Below are 23,786 nucleotides of genomic sequence, written 5' to 3' on the forward strand. Positions count from 1 at the left end.
CGTATCAAGCGAGGTCATTATGCAAATCAAGCTGGCCAATCCCCGCGGTTTCTGCGCCGGCGTCGATCGTGCCATCGACATCGTCAATCGCGCGCTCGATGTATTCGGGCCGCCCATCTACGTGCGCCACGAAGTGGTTCACAACCGCTTCGTGGTGGATTCGTTGCGTGAGCGGGGGGCGATCTTCGTCGAGGAGCTCGATGAAATCCCCGACGACGTCATCGTGATCTTCTCGGCCCACGGCGTCTCGCGAGCCGTGCAACAGGAGGCCGAGCGCCGCGGCCTCAAGATCTTCGATGCGACCTGTCCGCTGGTGACCAAGGTGCATATGGAAGTGCTGCGCTACGCCAAGCGCGGGCAGGAGTGCATCCTGATCGGCCACGCCGGCCATCCGGAGGTGGAAGGCACCATGGGGCGCTACGATGACAGTCATGGCGGCGCGATCTATCTCGTCGAGGACGAGAAAGACGTCGCCAGGCTACCGGTACGCGATCCCTCGCGGCTGGCGTTCGTCACCCAGACCACGCTGTCGATGGATGACACCGCCAAAGTGATCGATGCACTGCGCGAGCACTTTCCCGAGATCCAGGGGCCGCGCAAGGACGATATCTGCTATGCCACCCAGAATCGGCAGGACGCGGTCCGCGAGCTGGCCACCGACTCGGACCTGGTACTGGTCGTGGGCAGCGTCAACAGCTCCAACTCCAACCGCCTGCGCGAGCTTTCCGAGCGCGTCGGTACGCCGGCCTACCTGATCGATGACGCCGAACAGATCGATCCCGCCTGGCTCGAGGGCATCGGCAGCATCGGTATCACCGCCGGTGCCAGTGCCCCGGAAGTACTGGTCAAGGGCGTCATCGACAAGCTCCAGACGCTCGGTGCCAGCGTGCCGGAAGAGCTCTCCGGCCGCGCCGAGACCATCACTTTTTCCATGCCGCGGGAACTCCGCGAACGAGTGATTACCAGCGCCAGCTGATACCCGCTAAATCTTCTTGGCGTCAGGCCGATAACGAAAGTTAACGAATGTAGCGTATCAGTATCCAATGAATACGCTCTTGCTCAACTTTCGAGGTTATCGGCCTTGTTGTACGCGCAGCGCGGGCTCTCATTGATCGAAGTCTTGATTGCCATCGTTGTGTTCAGTGTGGGTTTGCTGGGCACGGCGTGGTTGATCGTGGGGCAAAATCAGTTGGAGCAGGAGTCGGGCTATCGAGCGACTGCCACGCTAATGGCGGAGGATTTACTTGAGCGTATCAGGCTTGCAGGGTCAAATGCCGATCGCTATCTCGGTAACTATGAGATCCCCGGCGCTGGATCGGGCACGGAAAATGAAGGTGTCGGCGACATTCCCGACGGACTACGTGATTGGGCGGCGGCTTGGGCCAATCGCTATGCACTTCCCCACGCTAGAGTGTGTTCCAGCAAAGCGGCTGCCGAGGCAGGAGAGGGTAGTGATATAGACGTGACGGTGGTGTGGCGGTCTCGCATTGAAATGACACCGCCGGATGACCTTCCTGTCTGCGTCTCTGCTCGCGATTCGCAATATCAGCAGCGCTGGGCGGTGCTGACCTCCTGGATGGACGCAGAATGAGGCGCGCGAAAGAAAGGGCGCATTGGCAGACAGGGGTGACGCTGATCGAGCTGATGATCGCGATGGCCATTGGTCTGATCATGATTTTGGCACTCTCGCGCGTCTATCTTTCCAGTGCCGAGAGCGCCAGAGATGCAGAGGCTCACTCGACGCTGACGGACAAGATGCGTCTGCTGCAGGAACGCTTCAACTATGAGTTTCGCCGCGCCGACTTCTGGGGGCGAGTGCCGGCGGATGCTGAGCGTCTTGGCAACTTGACGCTTGGGTCGGATTGCGGGGGAGAGTTTGCTTTTGGGCGAGATGCGACGGTCAGCGAGGATTATCAGCCGTTGGGCGTTTGGGCATCGACCATTCAGCCGGTCGGCTGCAATATCAACGACGCTGTGGCTAATCAGAGTTATGTCGTATTGCGCTACGCTGGCGACCCCTGTGCATCCGATGAGTGTGATTCCCCGTCTCTGAGTAGTTTTTATCCTTCTATCAGCTTCTTCATCGGAACTCCTCCCCCACTGCCGGAGCGCGCCAGCGCAAACGATCACTGGCAGTACGAGGGCAGTCTCTACTATCTGAGGCGCGACAGTACGCTGTGGCGTCTTCGGATGTCCGGCAGCCGCCTGGTTAATCAGGAAGTTCTCCGCGGCGTAGAAGCGTTGGCTTACCGTTGGCATGAAGCTACCGCGAGTGGAGATGGCGTCTGGTTGGTCACCAGTAACCTGGATCCCGAGCAGATGCAGCAAATCGACGGTGTCGAAATCGAGATGGTCGTCTCTGCCGAAACAAGAGCTACCTACCATGATGCGCGCTCCTATCAATTGAGTGATGGCCGTGTGGTAGAGACCAAGCCGGGCTTCCTATATCGCCACTTCTCCTTCGTTGTTCCCTTGGAGATGCACCGCTTGGAAAACGACAATGCGTGATCAAACCTGCGGCTGTCGCCAACGGGGTGTCGCCCTGCTCATGAGCTTGATCTTTCTGTTGTTACTGGCCATCGCTGCAGCAGCGCTGCTGGATACGGTGGTGTGGCAGAACCGGCTGGGAGTAGCACAGCAGCAGGCGCGAGATCAGTTTCAGCGTCTCCGAGGTGCTATTGCGTACACCAGTCACGAGATGCCCGGCTTGGCGAATGCCACTGACAGCGCCAAGGCGTGTGAATGGAAGACGTTGAAAGATCCGGCGCTCGTCGCTCAGGTGCCAGAAGGTTATGCAATCCAGACTAGGCGACTTCGGGTAGCGTATGACTGCCGTGCCACTGGTGATTCGGAAAGCATGTGCAAGCCGGTCGAGGTGGCTGGGGTGACGAATAACGATGCTTCTTCCAGCGGAATCAGCCAGATTCAGGGAGTGGAAATTGTGACGCCGAGACTGACCGACCAGCGCATGGCGACATTTTCCAATGTGCCGGAAGGAAGCTGCCAATGAAACTTGTTTTACCAATTCTGATATTGGCCGTGAACTTAATTTTTTCGGTGAATGGTAGCGCTGATGATACTGATATATACCGCAGCCTGAACGATGTCGAGGGCGGCGGCGGCAATCCGCAGGTGATGATCATATTCGATACGTCCAACAGCATGAGTACGATCGTCTCGCATAATGCGTCACGCATGACCATTGCCAAACGGGTCATCACGAAACTTGTCAATGATAATCCCGAAGTGGATTTCGGACTTTCCATTTTTAACTACAACGGACAAGAGCCTAACGGGGGTAGGGTCATACAGGCCTTGCCGGGAAGTGAGGGGCTGGCGGGTAGTCGTGAAGAGCGGCGGCGGAAGCTTGTTGAAACAATAAATGAGTTGGACGCTAGAACTTCTACGCCACTCTGTGAAACATTTTACGAGATATTTCGTTATTTCAATGGAGGTCAAGCCTGGCATGGAAGGGATGATAGGGCAAAAGGTAGAGAGTGTAACCTCTGGTATTGCCAAGCCTATCTGGTAGACAGTAATCCAGAATTCACCGAAAACGCCTTTTCCGGCGGCAACCGATATCGGTCGCCGTTGAGGCCCTGTGAACCGATTTACATTATTTATATGACAGATGGTGAGCCACAGTGGGATACGGCTGCCAATGAAGATATCAAAAGTCTTACCGGAAAAGAGGGGGAGTGCAGGCGCTACAAGGATGCCAACGGGAATTTCGGGGGGGTAGAGAATTGTCTGCCAGAGCTCTCCCGATATATGAATAAGATGGGGACATTTGATAGGAAAGATTCCTCCGGAATGGCCGTCGAGCAGGGACCGGTAACGACTTATACGATTGGATTCAATACAGATCAGAAGCTACTAATTGACACCGCATCTCCATTGAATATCGACAGTGAAAACTGTCCGGAAGGTCAAAAACATAGCACGCGATTTTATGGTGATAAGGCATGTGTAGGATATTTTACAGCGGATGGGGCCGAACAGTTGCAGGGCGCTTTCCAGACGGCTGTCGATGACATCCTTTCGCGTAGTACGACATTTTCTGCGCCAGCAGTATCGGCCGCCTTTACCAACAATACTCAAAGCTTCGATCGTCTCTACCTGCCTCGCTTCCTGCCCAAGAACGCGCCGCGCTGGAGTGGCAACATCAAACGACTACAGTTCGTATCCCAGCAAAGCTGGAGGGATGTCGATGGTGACGAGGCATTCAATGATGCGACCGGCGATATTCGCGATACGGCACATACTTGGTGGAGCGATACACTTGGATTGAGAGAGGCCGATGGAAGCGGAGTCGAGGTTGGCGGCGCTGGTGGCCTGCTGAAAGCGCGTATTCGACCATCGCTGAGCAACGGGTTCTCAGATGGGCGAAAGGTGGTCACCGATTTTGGGAATCACTTGGTTGACTTCACTCCGTTAAGCGCCTGGATGGTAGCGCCGGCCAATTGGGGTAGGGAAAAAGATGCCTCAGAATCTGAGCTCGCCTCGTTGGTAGCTTGGGCGCGAGGATGGGATGTCGATGATGAGAATGGTGATGGTCGAACGCTGGAATCTCGCCCCTGGGTCATGGGGGATGTTCTCCACTCGGATCCAATCGCACTGAACTACGGAGGTGATAGCCAAGGGCAGGAGAAGCTTTATCTCACCTTCGGAACCAATGCGGGGTTCCTCCATTTCATCGATGGTGACAGCGGTGAGGAGGCGTGGGCGTTCACGCCACAGTCGCTAGGTACCCTGCATCAGGTATTACGAGAGAATCAGGAAGTGGCCGAGGACGGCGATGGTGCTTTGAAGCACCCTTATGGCATTGATGGCCCACCGGCATACGTACGCATCGACAATGATGGTGATGGCAAAATCACCACGTCGAATGGCGACCGGATGGTACTGGCCTTTGGCTTACGCCGTGGCGGTCGTCACTACTATGGTCTCGATGTCACCGATCCACAGTCGCCGTCGCTCGCGTGGCATATCACCAACAGGGGCAACTTCTCCGAGCTCGGGCAAAGCTGGGCTGCGCCAATTCCGACTCGCGTGCCGGGACATGGCAATCCCGTTTTCGTGATCAGTGGGGGATATGACGAGGCGCGAGATGATCCCGCACGTGATGCCAATGTCCCGGATTCCATGGGCCGGGCGGTCTACATCGTCGATGCACTGGATGGCTCTCTGGTTTACCGTGCGACGCCAGCAACGCCGAATCACTTCGTGGGTCGACAGGCTTTTGAGCATGCGTTGCCAGGCGCCGCCGAAGTGGTCGATATCGACAGCGACGGTATAGCCGAGCGAGTTTATTTGGCGGACGTGGGTGGCAATCTCTGGCGACTCGATCTTGATAGCGAGACCGCTTCCGACTGGCAGGTTCGCAAGATCGCCGAACTGGGCGGAGAGGCCGCTGACAACCGTCGTTTTTTCAACAGTGTGGATTTCGTGACCATCAGTGTTGGAAGCGCTCAGCAGGAGCTGTTGATGATCGGCAGCGGCGATCGCGCCAATCCAAAGTCCGGTGGCGCAGGTAGCGGGACAACCTCGGCAAGAGATGCCATCTTTGCCGTCAAGGATCCAGTCTCCTCAGCCGGCAGTGGCTCCGCGAATATCCAGGTAGTCGAGTTGACGGATTTGGTTGATGCGACCGATAGCGCCTTCTGTGATCGTGACACCGATGTCACTGGCATAACCTGCAGCTCTGCTTGGGCGGACTCCCAAGGCTGGGTCATCTACCCCGATGATGCGTACTCATTACCGCTTCCCGGCGCCAAGGTGCTGGCGGAGAGCGTGACGGTCAACGGTATCGCCTTCTTCTCTATCTATGTGCCTGAAGAACCCGAGTCAATCTGCGTGCCGGTAATCGGGCGCAGCTATCTTTTTGGTCTGGATATCCGCACGGCTTATCAGGCGCGAGTCGTCAAGGATACAGATGCCGAGTTTGCGAAAGGCGAGCGTGCGGTCGAGGCTGGCGCCTATCTGCTGAACCGACCCGCGCTTTTGCGCAATGGCAGCGAGCTTTACATGCAGGGCATTGGCTCGGCGAATCTCACTCGGCTTTTGGAAGGAAAAGAGGGGGCCAATGGTTTCGACACTCCTCCGATCATCAAGAGATCTTACTGGTACGAAAAGCCGGAGAGTACGCTATGAATCGGCGCCAGGTCGGTTTTACGCTGATCGAAGTGATGATCACCGTGGTCATCGTGAGCATTCTGGCCATGATTGCCATCCCCAATTATCAGCAGTATATCGAGCGCTCACGTCGCGGAGACGGCCAGGCGGCGTTACAAAACGCGATGGCGCGTCAGGAGTCCTACTACGGGCAGTATCTGTCCTATGCACCGAGCGTTGAAGTGCTGACGGGCGGTGAAGACAATGCCTTCGATACCGACGATTATCGGATCCAGGTGTGCGGCGAGCAGGCAGGTTGCGGCAATATCAACGATGATCAGTACTTACGTATGACGGCCACGCCGTCGGTGGACAGTCCGCAGCAGGGTGACGGAATTTTGTGGCTCGACTCACGGGGTGATAGAGGCATTATCCGCAATGGCGCGGAGTGGGGGCCGTGGTGAAACGCTTTCAATATGCTTTTATGGCGCTGACCATCATCTGTTCTGCGGCTGTCGCCGACGAGCAGAAATGCATGGTGCGCCAGCCCGGTGGCGAGCTCGAGATTCGCCATATCGATATAGCCGACGACCGTCAGGCAACGTCTACGCTTCAAAGCTATCTGGATACTTATGAAGCGCCGGGTCAGATTGTCGAAACTTGTATCGACCGTTGGCGACGCTTCTCCTCAGCCAAGGCGAGAGAGGTCGAGGCTCGCTTGCCGCGATGAAGCATGGATCCTTGTCCTCAGACGTCGGAGGGGGGGCAATTGCCGATGTCGTACTCCACGCGGACCCTGTCAGCATCATTGATTATAATCTTGTTGCTGCCACTGTCATTGCACAGAGTGAAGCTGCCGTTAGCACCATTTATCTGCCAAGGGGCGCTATTAAAAGCTAGTGCGCCACCTGCATTCCAGCTCAACGTGACACCATCGACCTCGTGCCGGCCCGCGAGGCGACTGGCATTACCGTTCATCGTGTTCCATTGATAGCCCGCCTGCCAGTCGTCACCGCACTCGCTTGTGTTGCCAAATTCGGAAATCGGACAGAGTCGCCAACTGCTGCGAGTGGTGACGGAGAGCTGACGTAGTCCTTCCAGCCGTTGCTGCAGTGCTTGGGTTTCCATGCGGAGGCGATGCGCTTCGATCCAACCACTGGCGGCAAAAGAGATTCCGGCCACCATCGCCATCATTGCCAGCGTGATCATCAACTCGAGCAGGGTGAAGCCGCGCTGGCGATGGGGAGCAGGCTCGGAGCCTTTGATTGGGGGCATGATGCGGTCCGGATGGCTGGCGAATGGTAGAATCGCCCTTTTGCCAGGATATCGACCGAATGCAGGATTTCTTGATCGTGGGTGGTGGCGTCATCGGCATGATGACGGCGCTACAACTGGCCGATGCTGGTCATTCGGTGGCGTTGGTCGAGCGCGGCGAGTGTGGCCGCGAGGCTTCCTGGGCCGGCGGCGGTATCGTCTCGCCGCTCTATCCGTGGCGCTATTCCAGGGCGATCTCGGCGCTCTCGAGCTGGTCCGAGGGGCGCTATCCCGAACTGGCCGGGCGGTTGCTCGAGGAGACCGGCATCGACCCCGAGTATCGCCAGAAGGGCTTGCTCTACCTGCGCGTCGACGATGTCGAGGCAGCGCTTTCCTGGGCGCGGGAAGTCGCCAAACCGTTGACGCGCATCGACGCCGACGCGCTCTACGCCAAGGAGCCGAGCGCGGCACCGGGCTTCGATAGTGCGCTGTGGATGCCGACCCTCGGCAGCATTCGCAACCCGCGGCTGGGCAAGGCGCTGCGCGAGCGGCTACTGCAGATGCCGCGGGTGAGCCTCCACGAGCGGTGCGAGGTTTCGGCGCTGATTCGCGACAAGGGCGCCATCCGGGGCGTCGCGACGTCGCAAGGCGCGATCCGCGCAGGGCAGACCGTCGTCTGCGCCGGTGCCTGGTCGCGAGCGCTGCTGGCGGATATCGGCATCGAGCTGGCGGTGCGCCCGGTCAAGGGCCAGATGATCCTGTTCAAGGCACTGCCGGGGCTGGTCGGGCGGGTCGTGCTCAAGGATGGGCGTTACCTGATCCCGCGTGGAGACGGCCGGGTGCTGGCCGGGTCGACGCTGGAAGAGGTCGGGTTCGACAAGCAGGCGACGTCGGAAGCCCTCGAGTCGCTGCACGCCAGTGCACTCTCCATCGTTCCCGCCTTGGCCGACTGTCCGGTGGAGCACCACTGGGCCGGTCTACGCCCGGGCTCGCCGGCTGGCGTGCCGTGGATCGGTGCGGTGCCCGGATTCGAGGGGCTGCACGTCAACGCCGGCCATTATCGCAACGGCCTGGTGCTGGCGCCGGCCGCCACTCGGCTGCTGGTCGACCAGTTGATCGGCTGCGAACCCATCGTCGACCCCTCGCCCTACCGGCTGTCGGACTGACGCCGGTTTTGCCTCCCCACACGGCATGCGCGAAAATGAGTGGCAGCCAACGAGGCGCCCGAGCGCCACATCTGTCTGGAGACGAGTGTACTCATGCAAGACCTGACCCTGGTGATGGCCCAACTGGACCCGATGGTCGGCGACATCGCCGGTAATACCGCGGCGGCCATCGAGGCGGTACGCGAGGCGCGCATCGAGCACGATGCGGACGTGGTCGTGTTCAGCGAACTCTTCCTGACCGGCTATCCTCCGGAGGACTTGCTGCTGCGCGAGGCGATGGAGTCGCGCCTGCAGGACGCGCTGACAGAGATGGCGCGCAAGATCGGCAAGGTGGCGCCGGAGACGCTGGTCGTGGTTGGCTATCCGGGCATGCGGCATGGCGAACGTTGCAATCTGGCGGGCGTCCTGCTGGGCGGTGAGTGGCGAGGTGAATATGCCAAGCAGGCGCTGCCCAACTACCAGGTCTTCGACGAGGATCGCTACTTCGAGCCCGGGAGCGAGCCGCTGGTGATCGAACATCGGGGTGCCAGGTTTGGCATCCTGATCTGCGAGGATCTCTGGGATGGCGCTCCGGTGCGTCAGTCGTCCGAAGCCGGCGCCGACATTCTGGTGACGCTCAACGCCTCGCCGTTTCATCTCGACAAGCCGGCCGAGCGTGAGCGTCTGTTTGCCGGGCGGGCGCGTGAAGTGGACAAGCCGCTGGTTTACGTCAACGCCATCGGTGGCCAGGACGAGTTGGTGTTCGATGGTGGCTCGCTGGTGCTGGACGCTGCCGGTGAGGTCGCCGTGCGGGCACCGTTCTGGCAGGTCGGATTGATGCCGGTCCGTTTTACCCGCGAGGCGGGCAACTGGAAGCCCCAACCCGGCGAGCGCGAGCCGTTGCTTGGCGCCGAGGAGAATCTCTACTGCGCGTTGGTCACGGGCCTGCGCGACTACGTCAACAAGAGTGGCTTCAAGGGCGTAGTGATGGGGCTCTCCGGCGGTATCGACTCGTCGCTGTCGCTGGCGATCGCCGTCGACGCGCTGGGGCCGGATCGAGTGCATGCGGTGATGATGCCGTATCACTACACCGCCGAAATCTCCCAGGCCGATGCTGCCGAACAGGCGAAAATGCTCGGCGTCGGTTACGAAGTCATGCCGATCGCACCGATGGTCGAAGCGTTCACCGAGACGCTGGCCGAGAGCTTCAGTGAGCTGGCGGCGGACACCACGGAAGAGAACCTGCAGTCCCGCGTGCGCGGTGTGCTGCTGATGGCGATCTCCAACAAGAAAGGCCTGATGGTTCAGACCACCGGCAACAAGAGCGAGATGGCGGTGGGTTATGCCACGCTCTACGGCGACATGGTCGGCGGCTACAATGCGCTCAAGGATGTCTACAAGACCTGGGTCTATCGCCTGGCCAACTGGCGCAACGCGCAGGAGCCAGCGATTCCCGAGCGGGTGATCACCCGGCCGCCCTCGGCCGAACTGGCGCCGGATCAGCAGGACAGCGACTCGCTACCGGGATACGACGTGCTGGACGCGATTCTCGAGCGCTATATCGAGGGCGACATGAGCGCAGAGTCGATCATCGAGGCCGGGTTCGAGCGCGATGACGTTTATCAGGTGGTCAAGCTGGTCGATCGCAACGAGTACAAGCGACGTCAGGCGCCGGTCGGCGTGCGGGTCACGCTCAGAGGCTTCGGGCGCGACCGTCGTTATCCCATCGTCAACGGCTGGCAGCCGGGGAGCTAGAATTTCTTCTGCTTTGGAGCCAACGAAAAGCGCCGCTTGCCTTGTCAGCAAGCGGCGCTTTCGATTTTAAGCTCGTAGCTCGTAGCTCGTAGCTCGTAGCTCGTAGCTCGCGGCTTCAGCCTTTGGCCGTCAGCGGCGGATCGACATCGACGTGCTTGGGTACGAAGCTATCGCCGTCGAGTTGGCTGTTGTCGGGATCGTTCTGAATTAGCGTCTGCAGTACGGTTTCGGCCCGGTCACGCATGTTCAGCCCCAGATAGCCTTCCACCATCACTGCCAGCGCGTCGCGAGTCGCCTCGGCTTTCGGGTAGTGCTCGATCACCCAGCGGCCGCGCTCAACAGCGGCCACATAGGCCCCTTTACGCAGATAAAAATCGGCCACCTGCAGCTCGTGGCGTGCCATGACGTTACGCAGGTAGATGATGCGCTGGCGGGCATCAGGGGCGTAGGCGCTGTCGGGGAAGCGGCGCACCAGTTCGCCGAAGTCGACGTAGGCGTCACGCGAGGCACCCAGGTCGCGCTTGGAAATATCGATCAGTTCCATGCTCTCGAGGCTGAAGCGACCTGCCTGATAAGCACCAAGACCACGCATGTAGTAGGCGTAATCGACCTGCGGATGATCCGGATGGAGGCGGATGAATCGGCTGGCGGCGGCGCGAGTCTTTTCCCAGTCTTCGACCTCGTAGTAGGCGTAGATCAGCTCGAGTTGCGCCTGCTCGGCGTAGCGGCCGAACGGGAAGCGTGTATCCAGAGCCTCCAACTGCGTCACGGCAGTGCTGTAACGGCCGGAATCGAGGGAGCTCTGAGCTTTCTGGTAAAGATCCTGCTCCTGCAGGTCGGGGGCAGGCTCGTTGCTGGCGCAGCCAGCGAGCAGTGCGCCTGCCAGCAACAGGGCGGCCAGAGCGGAACATCGCGCAGAAAATAGCATCATCATCCTCGTATAAACCATTCCTTGGCGGCCGTGCTAGAATCCGCCGAATTCGACTCACTATAAAGCAAACCCTTGTGCCGACGAAACGCACCGGCGAAACGGAACCGATCCCAACGTATGGCTGACATCCTCAAGCGCGACGAGCGCGTACCCGATCGTCTGGCCGGGCGACGTCTCGACCAGGCCGCAGCCGAAATGTTCCCCGAATTCTCGCGAGAGCGCCTCAAGAGCTGGATTCAGCAGGGGGAACTGACGGTCGACGGAGAGAAGGCCCGGCCCAAGGATAAGGTGATCGGCGGCGAGCGGCTAGCACTGGACACCCGGCTCGAGGAAGAGACCCGTTGGGAGCCTCAGGCGATTCCGTTGTCGATCGTCTTCGAGGACGACGACGTGATGGTCATCGACAAGCCTGCCGGTCTGGTCGTGCACCCTGCCGCCGGCAATCCCGATGGCACTCTGCTCAACGCGTTGCTGCATCACCATGCGCCATTGGCGGCGATTCCGCGGGCGGGTATCGTTCACCGTCTCGACAAGGACACCACCGGGCTGATGATGGTGGCGAAGACGCTGACGGCGCAGACTGCGCTGGTGGCTCAACTGCAGGCGCGGACGGTATCACGCGAGTACGATGCCATCGTGGTCGGCGCGATGACCGCCGGCGGCAAGGTGGATGCGCCGATCGGGCGTCACCCCAAGGATCGTCAGCGTCAGGCGGTGACCGCCTCGGGGAAACCGGCGGTCACGCACTATCGCGTCAACGAGCGCTTTCGCGCCCATACCCACGTTCGCTGCCGGCTCGAGACAGGTCGGACGCATCAGATTCGGGTGCATATGGCGCACGTTCGCTATCCGCTGATCGGCGATCCGGTCTACGGTGGACGGCTCAAGCTGCCTGCTGGGGCGGGCGATTCATTGAAAATGCTGCTGAGGGAGTTTCCACGGCAGGCGCTGCATGCGCACAAGCTGCGCTTCGATCACCCGGTCAGCGGGCTGCCGGTCGAGTGCAAGGTGCCGCTACCGGACGACATGTTGCTGTTGCTGGATGCGCTGCGTGAGGATCAGGAGTCCGATTGATGCATTCATCCTCGTGTTCGTCGACCCTGACGAACGATCCCGAGGCATCGACGAGCGATGCGCCGACCCTGCTGCTACCGGACTGGCCCGCGCCGAGCACCGTGGGTGCCCTTGTCACCACGCGTGAGACCGGGCCCAGTCGCGGCGATTTTGCTGCTTTCAACCCGGCGGCCCACGTCGGGGACGATCCCGAATCCGTGGTTCGCTGTCGGGATCGGCTGGTGGCCGAGGTCGGCGACGAACGACCTCTGTTGTGGCTCGATCAAGTGCATGGCGCACGTGTCATGCAGAGCTATCAGGGCGGATATCGGCAGCGCCCGCCCCAGGCCGACGCTTCGGTGGCGTTCGATCGCGGCCATGCCTGCGTCATCCTGACCGCGGATTGCCTGCCGGTCTTCTTCTGCGATCGCCAGGGAACGCGCGTCGGGTTGGCCCATGCTGGTTGGCGTGGCCTCGCCGGCGGCGTGCTGGAAGCCAGCGTGGCGGCCCTGGGCGTCGATCCCGAAGAGCTGATGGTGTGGATGGGGCCGGCCATCTCCAACGCGCAGTTCGAGGTTGGCCCGGAAGTCTTTGAAGCCTTCGTCGCCATGCAGCCGGAAGCCGAGATCGCTTTCGAGCGCAGCCCTTATCGTCTGGGACATTACATGGCGGATCTCTACCGACTTGCCCGACTGCGCCTGGAGCGTGTCGGGGTGCTCTCGATCAGCGGTGGCCATTTCTGCACGGCTTGCGAACCCCGTTTCTACTCCCATCGCCGCGATGACGGCCGCACCGGGCGCATGGCCAGCATGATCTGGCTGCGCTGACCTGTCTGCACTGTCGCCAGGTCCGCTCTCTTCCCATGAATTTCATTCGTCTATGGCATTCTGTCGCGGCGAATTTTTCATTCGCTTCGCTTGAAAAGATCAAACATACCTCCATTTAAGTGTCAACTAATGAATAACCGAGCCGCCGGGCCATGACCTGAACCGGCTCCTGGAGGTGAAGAGATGCGTATGGATCGCATGACGACCAAGCTGCAAAACGCGCTGGCCGAAGCGCAGTCGCTGGCGGTAGGGCGGGGACATAACCAGCTCGACCCGGGGCATCTGCTGATGGCGCTGCTCGAGATGCGCGACAGCGGCATCAAGGGGCTAGTACAGAAAGCCGGAGGCGATGTCAGCCGGTTGCGGGAGGGATTGGCCGGTTATCTCGACAATCTGCCCGAAGTCGGTCAGTTCGATGGCAACGTCAGCATGAGTCAGGACCTGGCGCGGCTGTTCAACCTGGCCGATCGCGAGGCCCAGACCCGCGGCGACCAGTACATCGCCATCGAGTTGGTGCTGCTTGCCGCGCTGGATATGAAGAACGGGCTCACCAAGGTGTTGACCCAATCGGGCCTGGATCGCAAGCGACTGGCGACCGCGATCGGCGAGCTGCGTGGCGGCGCCAATGTCGATGACGCCAATGCCGAAGAGAAGCGCGAGGCGCTGGAGAAATATACCCTCGACCTGACCGCCCGGGCTACCGAGGGCAAGCTCGATCCTGTGATCGGCCGTGACGATGAGATTCGGCGCACGATTCAGGTCCTGCAGCGCCGTACCAAGAACAACCCCGTCTTGATCGGTGAACCCGGCGTGGGCAAGACCGCCATCGTCGAGGGGCTGGCGCAGCGCATCGTCAACGGAGAAGTGCCCGAGGGGCTGAAAGAGAAGCGAGTGCTCTCTCTCGACATGGGCTCGCTGCTGGCGGGTGCCAAGTTCCGTGGTGAGTTCGAGGAGCGGTTGAAGTCCGTGCTCAACGAACTGTCGAAGGAAGAGGGGCGCGTCATCCTGTTCATTGACGAGCTGCACACCATGGTTGGCGCCGGCAAGGGCGAAGGCGCGATGGATGCCGGCAATATGCTCAAACCGGCGCTGGCCCGAGGCGAACTGCATTGCGTCGGCGCGACCACGCTCGATGAGTATCGTCAGTACATCGAGAAAGATGCCGCGCTGGAGCGCCGATTCCAGAAGGTGCTGGTGGACGAGCCGTCCGAGGAGGACACCATCGCCATTCTGCGTGGCCTCAAGGAGCGCTACGAGGTGCATCACGGTGTCGATATCACCGACTCGGCGATCATCGCCGCCGCCAAGCTGTCGACCCGCTACATCACTGACCGGCAGCTTCCCGACAAGGCGATCGATCTGATCGACGAGGCCGCATCGCGCATTCGCATGGAACTTGACTCCAAGCCGGAAGAGATGGACCGGCTCGATCGTCGCCTGATCCAGCTCAAGATGGAGCGCGAGGCGCTCAAGAAAGAGACCGATGAGGCGTCCAAGAAACGGCTCGACAATCTCGAAGCGCAGATCGGTGAGCTCGAGCGCGAATACGCCGATCTCGAGGAGGTATGGAAATCCGAAAAGGCCAGCATTCAGGGCGCGGCCCAGTACAAAGCCGATCTCGAGCAGGCGCGTATCGATCTCGAGGCCGCCCGGCGTCAAGGCGACCTGGGGCGAATGTCGGAGTTGCAGTACGGCGTAATCCCCAAGCTCGAACAGCAGATTGCCGAAAGTAGCGATAGCGACGCGGACACCTCGGCGCATCAGCTGCTGCGCTCCAACGTGACCGAGGAGGAGATCGCCGAGGTCGTGTCACGCTGGACAGGGATCCCGGTTGCCAAGATGCTGGAGGGCGAGCGCGACAAGCTGCTGCGCATGGAAGAGGCGCTGCACGAGCGGGTCATCGGCCAGGACGAGGCGGTCAAGGCGGTCGCCAATGCGGTGCGTCGCTCGCGTGCCGGGTTATCGGACCCGAACCGGCCCAACGGCTCGTTCCTCTTCCTCGGCCCGACCGGAGTGGGCAAGACCGAGTTGTGCAAGTCGCTGGCCAACTTCCTGTTCGATACCGAAGAGTCTATGGTGCGCATCGACATGTCCGAGTTCATGGAGAAGCACTCCGTGGCTCGCTTGATCGGCGCGCCTCCCGGCTATGTCGGTTACGAAGAGGGTGGTTACCTGACCGAGGCGGTTCGCCGCAAGCCGTATTCGGTATTGCTGCTCGACGAGGTCGAGAAGGCGCATCCGGATGTGTTCAACATCCTGCTGCAGGTGCTGGAAGATGGCCGCCTGACCGACGGCCAGGGGCGCACGGTGGATTTCCGCAATACCGTGATCGTGATGACCTCCAATCTGGGCTCCGACGTGATTCAGCGTATGGGTGGCGATGATAGCGACTACTCCGCCATGCGCGACGCGGTGATGACGGTGGTGGGCAACCACTTCCGGCCCGAGCTGATCAACCGTATCGACGAGGTCGTGGTGTTCCACGCGCTCGGCCAGGAGCAGATTCAGGCGATTGCCTCGATCCAGCTCGACCGCCTGCGCAGCCGCCTAGCCGAGCGCGATCTCAAGCTCGATGTCAGCGATGAGGCGATGGCGCAGCTGGCGGTCGTGGGCTTCGATCCGGTGTTCGGCGCGCGTCCGCTCAAGCGAGCGATCCAGAGCCGCATCGAGAACCCGCTGGCGCAGGATCTGCTCTCGGGCCGATTCGTGCCCGGCGACACGATCCGCGTTCGCGCCGACGGCGATCGCCTGGTCTTCGACAAGTAACGGATCGGCCCGGCGGTGCGCCGGGCCGATCGGCTCCAAGACAAACGGTCGCGTCCTGACCGTCTTCCCGCCCGTGGCGCTTGATGTCACGGGCTTTTTTATGTCCGCGATTCCCCTCTCGGCGATAGCTTCTGCTGCAGCTTCTCCAGCGAGATGCCTTTGGTCTCCGGCATCAGGAAAGCGACGAAGATGATCTGCAGCACCATCATGAAGGCGAAGAAGGCGAACACCGGCCCGCCGTTGAACACGCTGAGCACCCACGGCGTGACCAGGGTGATGACGGCGGCGAAGAACCAGTGAGTGAAACTGCCGAGCGACTGCCCGCGGGCCCGCTCGCGGTTGGGGAATATCTCCGAAATGAAGACCCAGATCACCATGCCCTGGCTGATGCCGTGGGCGGCGACGAACAGGCATAGCTGCAGGGGGATCAGTGCGCCACCCAGGTTATCGGTGAAGAAGGCGTGGGAGATGATCGACAGTGAGATGATGTAGCCCACCGAGCCAATGTACATCAGCGTGCGCCGGCCGAATCGATCGATCAGTGCCATGCCGATCATGGTGAAGATCACCATGATCAGGCCGATCCCCGCCGTCGAGAGCAGGGCGGCGTTGTCTCCCAACTGGGCAGACTCGAGGATTCGGGGCGCGTAGTAGAGCACGAAGTTGATGCCGGTGAACTGGTTGAAGAAGGCGATTAGAAAGGCGAGCACGATGGGCAGGCGATAGCGGCGCGAGAAGAAGCGCGAATGTACCTTGTTGTCCTCTCGATCCGCCGCCTGGATCTCCTCGATCTGGGCCTGGTTGTCGCGATGCGGATCGATCTGCTCCAGTACCTTGGCAGCGGTGCGCGTATCGTCGCGGTTGAGGATCAGCCAGCGCGGGCTCTCCGGTACCTTGAGCAGCGCCAGCGTGTAGACCAGCGCAGGGATCGCCTCGATCCCGACCATCCAGCGCCAAGCATCGTTGCCGAGCAGACTGCCCAGAATGGCGTTGGAGACATAGGCCATGAATATCCCGAACACGACGTTGAACTGGTAGAGCGCGACCAGGTTGCCACGCCGTTCGGCGGGCGCGATCTCGGAGATGTAGGCCGGCGCCGCAACCGAGGACATGCCCACCCCGAAGCCGCCGATCAGGCGGAAGAACGAGAACCAGAACGGGTCGGTGGCGAGCGCCGACCCCACGGCGGAAACGAAGTAGAGCACACCGATGATGAAGAGCGTGATGCGCCGGCCCAGACGGTCGGTCGGCCAGTTGCCGAAGATCGCGCCGAGCACCGTACCCCACAGCGCCATCGACATGATGAAGAGCCCGTGCTGAAGATCGCTCAACCCCCACAGCTCCTGAATGGGTCTGTCCGCACCGGATATCACGGCGGTATCGAAACCGAAGAGAAAGCCTGCCATGGCCACGAACGCGGACCATTTCACGATGGGGGACATGCGCGTTACTCCCACGGGTCGGTTTTAGCTGCGATTCATCGACCGATATCCGAGTCGGTAAGGCAGGGATTCGATACGATCTTTGGTTCAGTACAGCAGCGATGTCTCAATGGTGCTGCGAAAAGCGAACCGACTTTAGTCGGCGTCATGGGCGTATTACGGACATTTCTTTCGCCTGGCGCCAGGTTGTCGGCGCCGGAGGTTGACAGCCTCGGGACGCTGGTGGAATCTAGGCGGTTCCTGATTGCGGGCGCAGCCAAACTGCGGGCGATCCCCGGCCGCTGCGTGAAGGGTAGGTTCCGAGCGACCTCTACCCGCCTGTCGAAGGATATCTTTCTCAGGAAAGAAGGGCGCGGGCCAAACGCCTGTTCCCGCCAACCCCGATACGGCGATCTGCCGTGTCTGGAGCTGTCGGCGCCGAGGCGCCAGCGGTTCCTAAGAGTGCGGGTCCCCACCCCGGGCCCAGGACGCCAGGATATGGCATCAGGCGTCGACCTCAGGTCGACAGCGGCGTACCGCCGTGATTGAGCTTCGTTTCCTCGCCAGGAGCGAAGCGGCACTCGAACTTCCAGGGGAGACTCACCAGTGGAATTACTTTCCGGCGCCGATATGATCGCCCGCTTTCTGAAAGACGAAGGCGTCGAACGTATCTATGGCTATCCGGGCGGTGCGGCATTGCATATCTACGATGCCCTGTTCCGCCAGGATAGCGTTCAGCACATTCTCGTTCGTCACGAGCAGGCCGCGACCCACGCCGCCGATGGCTATGCCCGCGCTTCCGGTCAGCCCGGCGTGGTGCTGGTCACCTCCGGCCCCGGCGCGACCAACGCCGTCACCGGCATCGCCACCGCCTACATGGATTCGATTCCGATGGTGGTGTTGTGCGGTCAGGTCGCCAGTCACCTGATCGGGGAAGATGCCTTCCAGGAAACCGATATCGTCGGTGTTACCCGGCCGGTAGTGAAGCACAGCTTCTCGATCCGCCATCCGAGCGAGATTCCCGAAGTCCTGAAAAAGGCGTTCTATCTTGCCGCGACTGGCCGCCCCGGCCCGGTGGTGGTGGATATTCCCAAGGACATGACCGCGCCCACCGAGCGTTACGAATACGTCTACCCGAAGAAGGTCAAGATCCGCTCCTACAACCCGGTGAATCGTGGACATAGCGGCCAGATCAAGAAGGCCGTTGACATGATGCTCAAGGCGCGCCGGCCTGTGTTCTACACAGGCGGCGGCATCGTCACCGGACGAGCTTCGGAGGCATTGACCGATCTGGTCCAGCGGCTCGGCTTCCCGATCACCACCACGCTGATGGGGATCGGCGGCTATCCGCAGGGTGACCGCCAGTCGCTGGGCTGGCTGGGGATGCACGGCAGCTATGAAGCCAACATGGCGATGCATCACGCCGATCTGATCGTCGCCATCGGTGCGCGCTTCGACGACCGCGTCACCAACAACACCTCGAAGTTCTGCCCCACGGCCAAGATCGTTCATGTCGACATCGACCCCAGCTCGATCTCCAAGACCGTGCGCGCGGACGTACCCATCGTCGGCGCGGCGGGCAGTGTCATCAACGAGATGATCAGCCTGGTCCAGGATCGCGAACCGGCCAATTCCGAGGCGTTGGGCGAATGGTGGAAGAGCATTGACGGCTGGCGGGCCGAACGCGAGGGCAAGCTCTACGAGCCTTCGAAGCCGGGCGAAGCGCTCAAGCCTCAGGAGGTGATCGAGGCGGTCTATCGCGCCACTCGTGGCGAGGCGTTCGTGACCACCGACGTGGGTCAGCACCAGATGTTCGCGGCGCAGTACTACAAGTTCGCCAAGCCCAATCGTTTCATCACCTCTGGCGGTCTCGGCACCATGGGGTTCGGCTTCCCGGCGGCGATGGGCATCAAGCTCAGCTATCCGCAGGACGACGTGGTCTGCTTCACCGGTGAAGGCAGCTTCCAGATGATGATGCAGGAGCTGTCGACCTGTAAGCAGTTCGATGTCGGCGTCAAGATCGTCAACCTCAACAATCAGTCGCTGGGGATGGTGCGCCAGTGGCAGGATCTGAACTACAAGTCCCGCCACGCTCACTCCTACATGGAGTCGCTGCCGGATTTCGCCAAGTTGATCGAGGCCTACGGCTTCACCGCGATCAAGGTGACGACCCACGAAGAGTTGGCACCAGCGCTGGAACGTGCCTTCGTCGACACCAACGAGCTCGTGTTCCTCGATATCTACGTCGACCCGTTCGAACACGTCTATCCGATGCAGGTGCCGCTGGGCTCCATGCGTGACATGTTGCTTTCGAAGACGGAGCGGACCTGATGCGCCATATCATCTCGATTCTGCTGGAAAACGAACCTGGCGCCCTGTCCCGTGTGGTGGGGCTGTTTTCCCAGCGCAACTTCAACATCGAAACCCTCAACGTGGCGCCGACGGAAGATCCGTCGCTATCGCGGCTGACCGTGACCACGGTGGGTGACGACCGGGTGATCGAGCAGATCACCAAGCACCTCAACAAGCTGATCGACGTGGTCAAGCTGGTCGATCTGACCGAAGGCAACCACATCGAGCGCGAGCTGATGCTGGTCAAGGTCAAGTCGCTGGGGGCGGCCCGCGACGAGGTCAAGCGCACGGCGGATATCTTCCGAGCGCAGATCGTCGACGTCACGCCCAGTGTCTACACGGTGCAGATCACCGGTGACGCCGGCAAGCTCGATGCCTTCGTCCAGGCGATGGCGCCGATCGGCATCCTCGAGGTCGCCCGCACCGGGGTTTCCGGCATCGCGCGAGGGGACAAGCTGCTCACGCTGTAACGCGATAGGCATGCGCTTAGAACGACGCCCGGCAGGAGTGATCCTGCCGGGCGTTTTGCATGGACGTCTGGCTTCGAGAGCGGGGCCTGGGTGGTCGCGTCAGTTCGGTAGCTGCGCCCACAGCGCGTCGATCAGCGCGCTCTTGAGCCGGCGCTTGAGTACGCACAGGCCGACGTCGTAGTGGGGCAGTTCCGGCTTGACCGGCAGGATCATGATGCGGTCCAGCAGCGGGCTGTTGTCGAGCACGATGCGCGGCACGATACCGACCCCGAATCCCAGTCCGACCATACTGACGATCGCCTCGTTGCCGGCAACCTGGGCGTAGATGCGCGGGCTGACGCCCATCGCCCGGAACCAGGTGTCGGCGTGGTCCCGCGACAGGCCGGATTCGGACAGGATCATCGGCACGTCCTTCCATTGCGACGGCGTTGGCGTCTCCGGCGTGGCGGGCAACCAGTCGGCGCCATCGCGCGGGGCGATGAAGACCAGCGGCGAGGTCGCCAGTGGCTTGAAGGCCAAGGCATCGGGCAGGTTGCGGGGACGCGCGGTGATCGCGATGTCTTCCTGTTCTGCCTGGACGCGAGCGATGGCGTCCGCCGGATCGCCCGTGTGCAGCTTGATCTCGATGCGCGGGTGGCGCTGACGGAACTCGCTCAACAGCCGATACAGGAAGCTGTAGCTGGCGGTGACCGAGCAGTAGATGCTGATCTCGCCAGCCAGCTCGCGGGTCTCCGCCATCAGCGTGGCCTGCATCGCCTGCCACTGCTCCAGCGTCTCTCGGGCATAGGCGTGAAACAGCTGGCCCTCCCGGGTCAATGTGACGTGGCGATTGTCGCGCTCGAATAGGGTGACGCCTAGCGTCTCTTCGAGCTGGCGGATCGAACGGCTCAGCGTCGACGGGCTGACATGGCAGGCATCGCTGGCGCGGCCGAAGTGCAGGTGGTCTGCCAGGGCCAGGAAATGGTTCAGCAGTCGGTAGTCCATAATGGTTTCACTTATCGCAATGTTGCGTTGCAAATATAGCGTTTTACGCAACGCATCGCCTGGCTTATCGTGGCGTCAGGTTAAAAGGTAAGCGCCGCGAAAGATGGCGCCGGTGGCCATCAACGCTGACAGATATTGAGTAACGACAGTTCCGAGCAATGCGCTCATCAAAACGATTTTCGGAGTCCGGCATGCACGTTTATTACGATAAAGATTGTGACCTTTCCTTGATCCAGTCTAAGCAGGTCACGATCGTCGGTTATGGCTCACAGGGCCATGCTCACGCCAACAACCTGAAAGAGTCCGGTGTCGACGTGACCGTCGGTCTGCGCAAGGGCTCTTCCTCGGCAGCCAAGGCCGAGAGCGCCGGCCTCAAGGTCGCCAGTGTGGCGGAGGCGTGCAAGACCGCAGACGTCGTGATGATCCTCGCGCCGGACGAGAACCAGAAGGTGATCTACGAGCAGGATATCGAGCCAAACCTGAAAGAGGGCGCCACGATTGCCTTCGCCCATGGTTTCAACATCCATTACAGCCAGGTCGAGCCGCGCGCCGATCTCGACGTGATCATGATCGCGCCCAAGGCCCCGGGCCACACCGTGCGGTCCGAGTTCGTCCGCGGCGGTGGCATCCCGGATCTGATCGCGATCCATCAGGATGCGTCCGGTCAGGCCAAGGAGATCGCGCTCTCCTACGCGGCAGCCATCGGCGGCGGTCGCAGCGGCATCATCGAGACCACTTTCAAGGATGAGACCGAAACCGACCTGTTCGGCGAGCAGGCCGTGCTGTGTGGTGGTGCCGTCGAACTGGTCAAGGCCGGTTTCGAAACGCTGACCGAAGCCGGTTATGCGCCGGAGATGGCGTACTTCGAGTGTCTGCACGAGCTCAAGCTGATAGTCGACCTGATGTACGAGGGCGGCATTGCCAACATGAACTACTCGATCTCCAACAATGCCGAGTATGGCGAGTACGTCACTGGCCGCGAGATCATCAACGACGAATCTCGTGCCGCCATGCGCAAGGCGTTGCAGCGCATTCAGGACGGCGAGTACGCCAAGATGTTCATCGCCGAGGGCGCCTGCAACTACGCTTCGCTGAATGCGCGTCGTCGTCAGACGGCCGAGCATCCGGTCGAGCAGGTCGGTGCCAAGCTGCGTGCGATGATGCCCTGGATCACGGCCAACCAGCTGGTCGACAAGAGCAAGAACTGATCGTCGATCGATCACGGGCTGGTACGGGGGCGCGACGCATGTCGCGCCCCCGTTTTCTTTGTGTCCGGGTATCGCTTTCGTGCGGGCATCTGTCGCGATTCCCGCTAGGCTGTAGAATGATCCGGCTAATAGGCCCGAGCGCACACGACTAAAGGACTCGCTTCCATGACGCAGGATGACCGCCACCACGAGCAAGAGCCCGAAACGATTACGATCGGCGCGACGTCCCCTCTCTTCGATGACGAAGACGAAGTCATCGAGGAAACGGTCGAGAACGGCAAGCGAATTCGCCGCCGCGGCATCTACTTGCTGCCCAACCTGTTCACGCTATCGGCCCTGTTCGCCGGCTTCTATTCCATCGTTGCCGCTATCAACGGCGATTATGCCAAGGCAGCGATCGCCATCTTCATCGCCATGGTGCTCGATGGGCTGGACGGCCGTGTCGCTCGACTAACCAATACCCAAAGTGCGTTTGGCGCCGAGTTCGACAGCCTGGCCGACATGGTCTCGTTCGGGATGGCGCCGGCACTGGTCGCGTTCACCTGGATATTGCAGGACATCGGCAAGATCGGCTGGATCGCAGCGTTCATCTTCGTCGCGGGGGCCGCATTGCGCCTGGCTCGTTTCAACGTTCAGATCGGTAGCACGGACAAGAAATGGTTCGTCGGGTTGCCCAGCCCGTCGGCGGCAGCAATCGTGGCTGCCTGCGTGTGGGTCTTTCATACCTTCGATGCCGAATCGTTGGGCTTCAAGGTACTGATGACTGCCGTGGTGGCCGCAGCCGGCGTATTGATGGTCAGCAACGTGCGCTATCACAGTTTCAAGGAAATCGATTTCAAGGGACCGGTGCCGTTCGTCTTCCTGCTGGCAATCGTGCTGCTGTTCGTACTGATCTCCATCGAGCCCTCCGTGATGCTGTTGGCGCTATTTGGTTGCTATGTCGTGTCGGGCCCGGTACTGGCATTGGGGCGTCTGAACAAGGCGCGCAGAGAGAAGCGTCGTAGTGAAGCGGGCGGGCAGAACGCCCAGGATGACTAGTTCCCGAGAAGTGCTCGATTCGCCGAAACGCCCGCCCTGCGCGGGCGTTGTGGTATCTGGAGGTTGGCCGAGGGAGAGCGTGTCGGACCGGATGATCAAAAAGTGGCAATCAGCGCTTGCCAAGTCCGGTTCGGGTCCGTAAAGTACGCATCCGCTGCCGCCGAGACAGGTTCTCGGAAGCAGTGAAGAAGAAAGCCAAGCGTTTGATTTGATTGAAATAATCGATTGACGCCAGGCAGGGAGGCAGGCAGAATGCTCCCGCTTCTTCGAAAGGATCGGCGCCGACAGCAGCATGCGACGCCAGCCAGGATTCGACAGAAAGACGTTGACATCCTCGCCAAGATCCTTAAAATACGCCACTCCTTACGGCGGCCAAGAAAGCAAGTGCTGACAAGCACTTGGATGATTTCCTGGCTCGTGGCAGAGGCCCGAAAGGCCTCCAGTAAGAACGCTCTTTAACAATCGATC

20 protein-coding genes are annotated in these 23,786 nt (G+C 60.8%); 16 read left to right on the forward strand and 4 right to left on the reverse strand.

Annotated elements, in window-relative coordinates; genetic code table 11:
* The first annotated feature begins 19 nt into the window (after positions 1–19).
* From ispH to F0A16_RS16700, 7 genes are all read left to right on the forward strand, one after another.
* Entirely contained in the window at positions 20–976 is a 957-nt protein-coding gene (gene ispH / locus F0A16_RS16670) for a 4-hydroxy-3-methylbut-2-enyl diphosphate reductase (protein WP_149436501.1), read from the forward strand.
* A 105-nt stretch (positions 977–1,081) separates the two neighbouring features.
* A complete protein-coding gene (gene pilV / locus F0A16_RS16675) occupies positions 1,082–1,591 on the forward strand; it encodes a type IV pilus modification protein PilV (protein ID WP_187776052.1) in 510 nt (169 codons plus the stop codon).
* Positions 1,588–2,508: a PilW family protein gene (locus tag F0A16_RS16680; RefSeq protein ID WP_149436503.1), complete on the forward strand. Its 921-nt coding sequence runs from the start codon at positions 1,588–1,590 to the stop codon at positions 2,506–2,508. The genes pilV and F0A16_RS16680 overlap by 4 nt, the downstream gene beginning before the upstream one ends.
* Positions 2,501–3,010, forward strand: coding sequence for a hypothetical protein (locus tag F0A16_RS16685; RefSeq protein WP_149436504.1), 510 nt, complete (start codon positions 2,501–2,503; stop codon positions 3,008–3,010). Before F0A16_RS16680 ends, F0A16_RS16685 begins: the two co-directional genes overlap by 8 nt.
* Complete coding sequence (locus F0A16_RS16690) at positions 3,007–6,153, forward strand: PilC/PilY family type IV pilus protein (protein WP_149436505.1); 3,147 nt, start codon at positions 3,007–3,009, stop codon at positions 6,151–6,153. The genes F0A16_RS16685 and F0A16_RS16690 overlap by 4 nt, the downstream gene beginning before the upstream one ends.
* On the forward strand, positions 6,150–6,578 hold the full coding sequence (locus tag F0A16_RS16695; RefSeq protein ID WP_149436506.1) for a type IV pilin protein: 429 nt from the start codon (positions 6,150–6,152) through the stop codon (positions 6,576–6,578). The genes F0A16_RS16690 and F0A16_RS16695 overlap by 4 nt, the downstream gene beginning before the upstream one ends.
* Positions 6,572–6,844, forward strand: a complete 273-nt coding sequence (locus F0A16_RS16700; protein WP_149436507.1) for a hypothetical protein — start codon at positions 6,572–6,574, stop codon at positions 6,842–6,844. Before F0A16_RS16695 ends, F0A16_RS16700 begins: the two co-directional genes overlap by 7 nt.
* Before the next feature lie 17 nt (positions 6,845–6,861).
* On the opposite strand, the gene F0A16_RS16705 is transcribed toward F0A16_RS16700, so the two are convergent.
* Positions 6,862–7,389: a pilus assembly FimT family protein gene (locus F0A16_RS16705; RefSeq protein ID WP_149436508.1), complete on the reverse strand. Its 528-nt coding sequence runs from the start codon at positions 7,387–7,389 to the stop codon at positions 6,862–6,864.
* A 59-nt stretch (positions 7,390–7,448) separates the two neighbouring features.
* Between F0A16_RS16705 and thiO the strand changes: the two genes are divergently transcribed.
* Both thiO and F0A16_RS16715 read left to right on the forward strand, forming a co-directional pair.
* Complete coding sequence (thiO, locus tag F0A16_RS16710) at positions 7,449–8,534, forward strand: glycine oxidase ThiO (RefSeq protein WP_149436509.1); 1,086 nt, start codon at positions 7,449–7,451, stop codon at positions 8,532–8,534.
* Positions 8,535–8,627: 93 nt separating this feature from the next.
* Positions 8,628–10,268 (forward strand): NAD+ synthase, encoded by a 1,641-nt coding sequence (locus F0A16_RS16715; RefSeq protein ID WP_149436510.1) that lies wholly within the window; start codon positions 8,628–8,630, stop codon positions 10,266–10,268.
* Between the two features lie 115 nt (positions 10,269–10,383).
* Here the strand turns inward: F0A16_RS16715 and F0A16_RS16720 are convergent, their stop codons facing one another.
* Positions 10,384–11,199, reverse strand: a complete 816-nt coding sequence (locus F0A16_RS16720) for an outer membrane protein assembly factor BamD (protein ID WP_149436511.1) — start codon at positions 11,197–11,199, stop codon at positions 10,384–10,386.
* Between the two features lie 117 nt (positions 11,200–11,316).
* On the opposite strand from F0A16_RS16720, the gene rluD reads away from it, so the two are divergent.
* The 3 genes from rluD to clpB all read left to right on the forward strand — a co-directional run bounded on the left by rluD (position 11,317) and on the right by clpB (position 15,845).
* Positions 11,317–12,273 carry a 23S rRNA pseudouridine(1911/1915/1917) synthase RluD gene (gene rluD / locus F0A16_RS16725; RefSeq protein ID WP_149436512.1) on the forward strand — a complete coding sequence of 319 codons (957 nt, stop codon included), beginning with the start codon at positions 11,317–11,319 and terminating at the stop codon, positions 12,271–12,273.
* Positions 12,273–13,079: a peptidoglycan editing factor PgeF gene (pgeF, locus tag F0A16_RS16730; RefSeq protein WP_149436513.1), complete on the forward strand. Its 807-nt coding sequence runs from the start codon at positions 12,273–12,275 to the stop codon at positions 13,077–13,079. Before rluD ends, pgeF begins: the two co-directional genes overlap by 1 nt.
* 183 nt (positions 13,080–13,262) lie before the next feature.
* Complete coding sequence (gene clpB / locus F0A16_RS16735) at positions 13,263–15,845, forward strand: ATP-dependent chaperone ClpB (RefSeq protein ID WP_149436514.1); 2,583 nt, start codon at positions 13,263–13,265, stop codon at positions 15,843–15,845.
* Between the two features lie 98 nt (positions 15,846–15,943).
* On the opposite strand, the gene F0A16_RS16740 is transcribed toward clpB, so the two are convergent.
* Positions 15,944–17,287: a sugar porter family MFS transporter gene (locus tag F0A16_RS16740; RefSeq protein WP_149436515.1), complete on the reverse strand. Its 1,344-nt coding sequence runs from the start codon at positions 17,285–17,287 to the stop codon at positions 15,944–15,946.
* Between the two features lie 585 nt (positions 17,288–17,872).
* On the opposite strand from F0A16_RS16740, the gene F0A16_RS16745 reads away from it, so the two are divergent.
* Together F0A16_RS16745 and ilvN are read left to right on the forward strand one after the other, a co-directional pair.
* A complete protein-coding gene (locus tag F0A16_RS16745; protein ID WP_149436516.1) occupies positions 17,873–19,597 on the forward strand; it encodes an acetolactate synthase 3 large subunit in 1,725 nt (574 codons plus the stop codon).
* The gene (gene ilvN / locus F0A16_RS16750; protein WP_149436517.1) at positions 19,597–20,088 is read left to right on the forward strand and encodes an acetolactate synthase small subunit; all 492 of its coding nucleotides are present in this window, start codon (positions 19,597–19,599) and stop codon (positions 20,086–20,088) included. The genes F0A16_RS16745 and ilvN overlap by 1 nt, the downstream gene beginning before the upstream one ends.
* A 99-nt stretch (positions 20,089–20,187) precedes the next feature.
* Here ilvN and ilvY read toward each other — a convergent pair whose 3' ends face one another.
* Positions 20,188–21,072, reverse strand: a complete 885-nt coding sequence (ilvY, locus tag F0A16_RS16755; protein WP_149436518.1) for an HTH-type transcriptional activator IlvY — start codon at positions 21,070–21,072, stop codon at positions 20,188–20,190.
* Between the two features lie 191 nt (positions 21,073–21,263).
* Between ilvY and ilvC the strand changes: the two genes are divergently transcribed.
* Together ilvC and pssA are read left to right on the forward strand one after the other, a co-directional pair.
* Positions 21,264–22,280: a ketol-acid reductoisomerase gene (gene ilvC, locus F0A16_RS16760; protein WP_149436519.1), complete on the forward strand. Its 1,017-nt coding sequence runs from the start codon at positions 21,264–21,266 to the stop codon at positions 22,278–22,280.
* Positions 22,281–22,445: 165 nt separating this feature from the next.
* Positions 22,446–23,318, forward strand: a complete 873-nt coding sequence (gene pssA / locus F0A16_RS16765) for a CDP-diacylglycerol--serine O-phosphatidyltransferase (RefSeq protein ID WP_149436520.1) — start codon at positions 22,446–22,448, stop codon at positions 23,316–23,318.
* Positions 23,319–23,786 lie beyond the last annotated feature (468 nt).

Source organism: Salinicola corii, from assembly GCF_008298015.1.
Classification (GTDB): Bacteria; Pseudomonadota; Gammaproteobacteria; order Pseudomonadales; family Halomonadaceae; genus Salinicola; species Salinicola corii.

Coding starts and splice junctions, on each gene's coding strand:
- F0A16_RS16740 (WP_149436515.1), bottom strand. CDS start 17,287: ATGTCCCCCATCGTGAAATGGTCCGCGTTCGTGGCCATGGCAGGCTTT.
- clpB (WP_149436514.1), top strand. CDS start 13,263: ATGCGTATGGATCGCATGACGACCAAGCTGCAAAACGCGCTGGCCGAA.
- pssA (WP_149436520.1), top strand. CDS start 22,446: ATGACGCAGGATGACCGCCACCACGAGCAAGAGCCCGAAACGATTACG.
- F0A16_RS16705 (WP_149436508.1), bottom strand. CDS start 7,389: ATGCCCCCAATCAAAGGCTCCGAGCCTGCTCCCCATCGCCAGCGCGGC.
- F0A16_RS16695 (WP_149436506.1), top strand. CDS start 6,150: ATGAATCGGCGCCAGGTCGGTTTTACGCTGATCGAAGTGATGATCACC.
- ilvY (WP_149436518.1), bottom strand. CDS start 21,072: ATGGACTACCGACTGCTGAACCATTTCCTGGCCCTGGCAGACCACCTG.
- F0A16_RS16720 (WP_149436511.1), bottom strand. CDS start 11,199: ATGATGCTATTTTCTGCGCGATGTTCCGCTCTGGCCGCCCTGTTGCTG.
- rluD (WP_149436512.1), top strand. CDS start 11,317: ATGGCTGACATCCTCAAGCGCGACGAGCGCGTACCCGATCGTCTGGCC.
- F0A16_RS16680 (WP_149436503.1), top strand. CDS start 1,588: ATGAGGCGCGCGAAAGAAAGGGCGCATTGGCAGACAGGGGTGACGCTG.
- ilvC (WP_149436519.1), top strand. CDS start 21,264: ATGCACGTTTATTACGATAAAGATTGTGACCTTTCCTTGATCCAGTCT.
- thiO (WP_149436509.1), top strand. CDS start 7,449: ATGCAGGATTTCTTGATCGTGGGTGGTGGCGTCATCGGCATGATGACG.
- F0A16_RS16715 (WP_149436510.1), top strand. CDS start 8,628: ATGCAAGACCTGACCCTGGTGATGGCCCAACTGGACCCGATGGTCGGC.
- ispH (WP_149436501.1), top strand. CDS start 20: ATGCAAATCAAGCTGGCCAATCCCCGCGGTTTCTGCGCCGGCGTCGAT.
- pgeF (WP_149436513.1), top strand. CDS start 12,273: ATGCATTCATCCTCGTGTTCGTCGACCCTGACGAACGATCCCGAGGCA.
- ilvN (WP_149436517.1), top strand. CDS start 19,597: ATGCGCCATATCATCTCGATTCTGCTGGAAAACGAACCTGGCGCCCTG.
- F0A16_RS16685 (WP_149436504.1), top strand. CDS start 2,501: ATGCGTGATCAAACCTGCGGCTGTCGCCAACGGGGTGTCGCCCTGCTC.
- F0A16_RS16690 (WP_149436505.1), top strand. CDS start 3,007: ATGAAACTTGTTTTACCAATTCTGATATTGGCCGTGAACTTAATTTTT.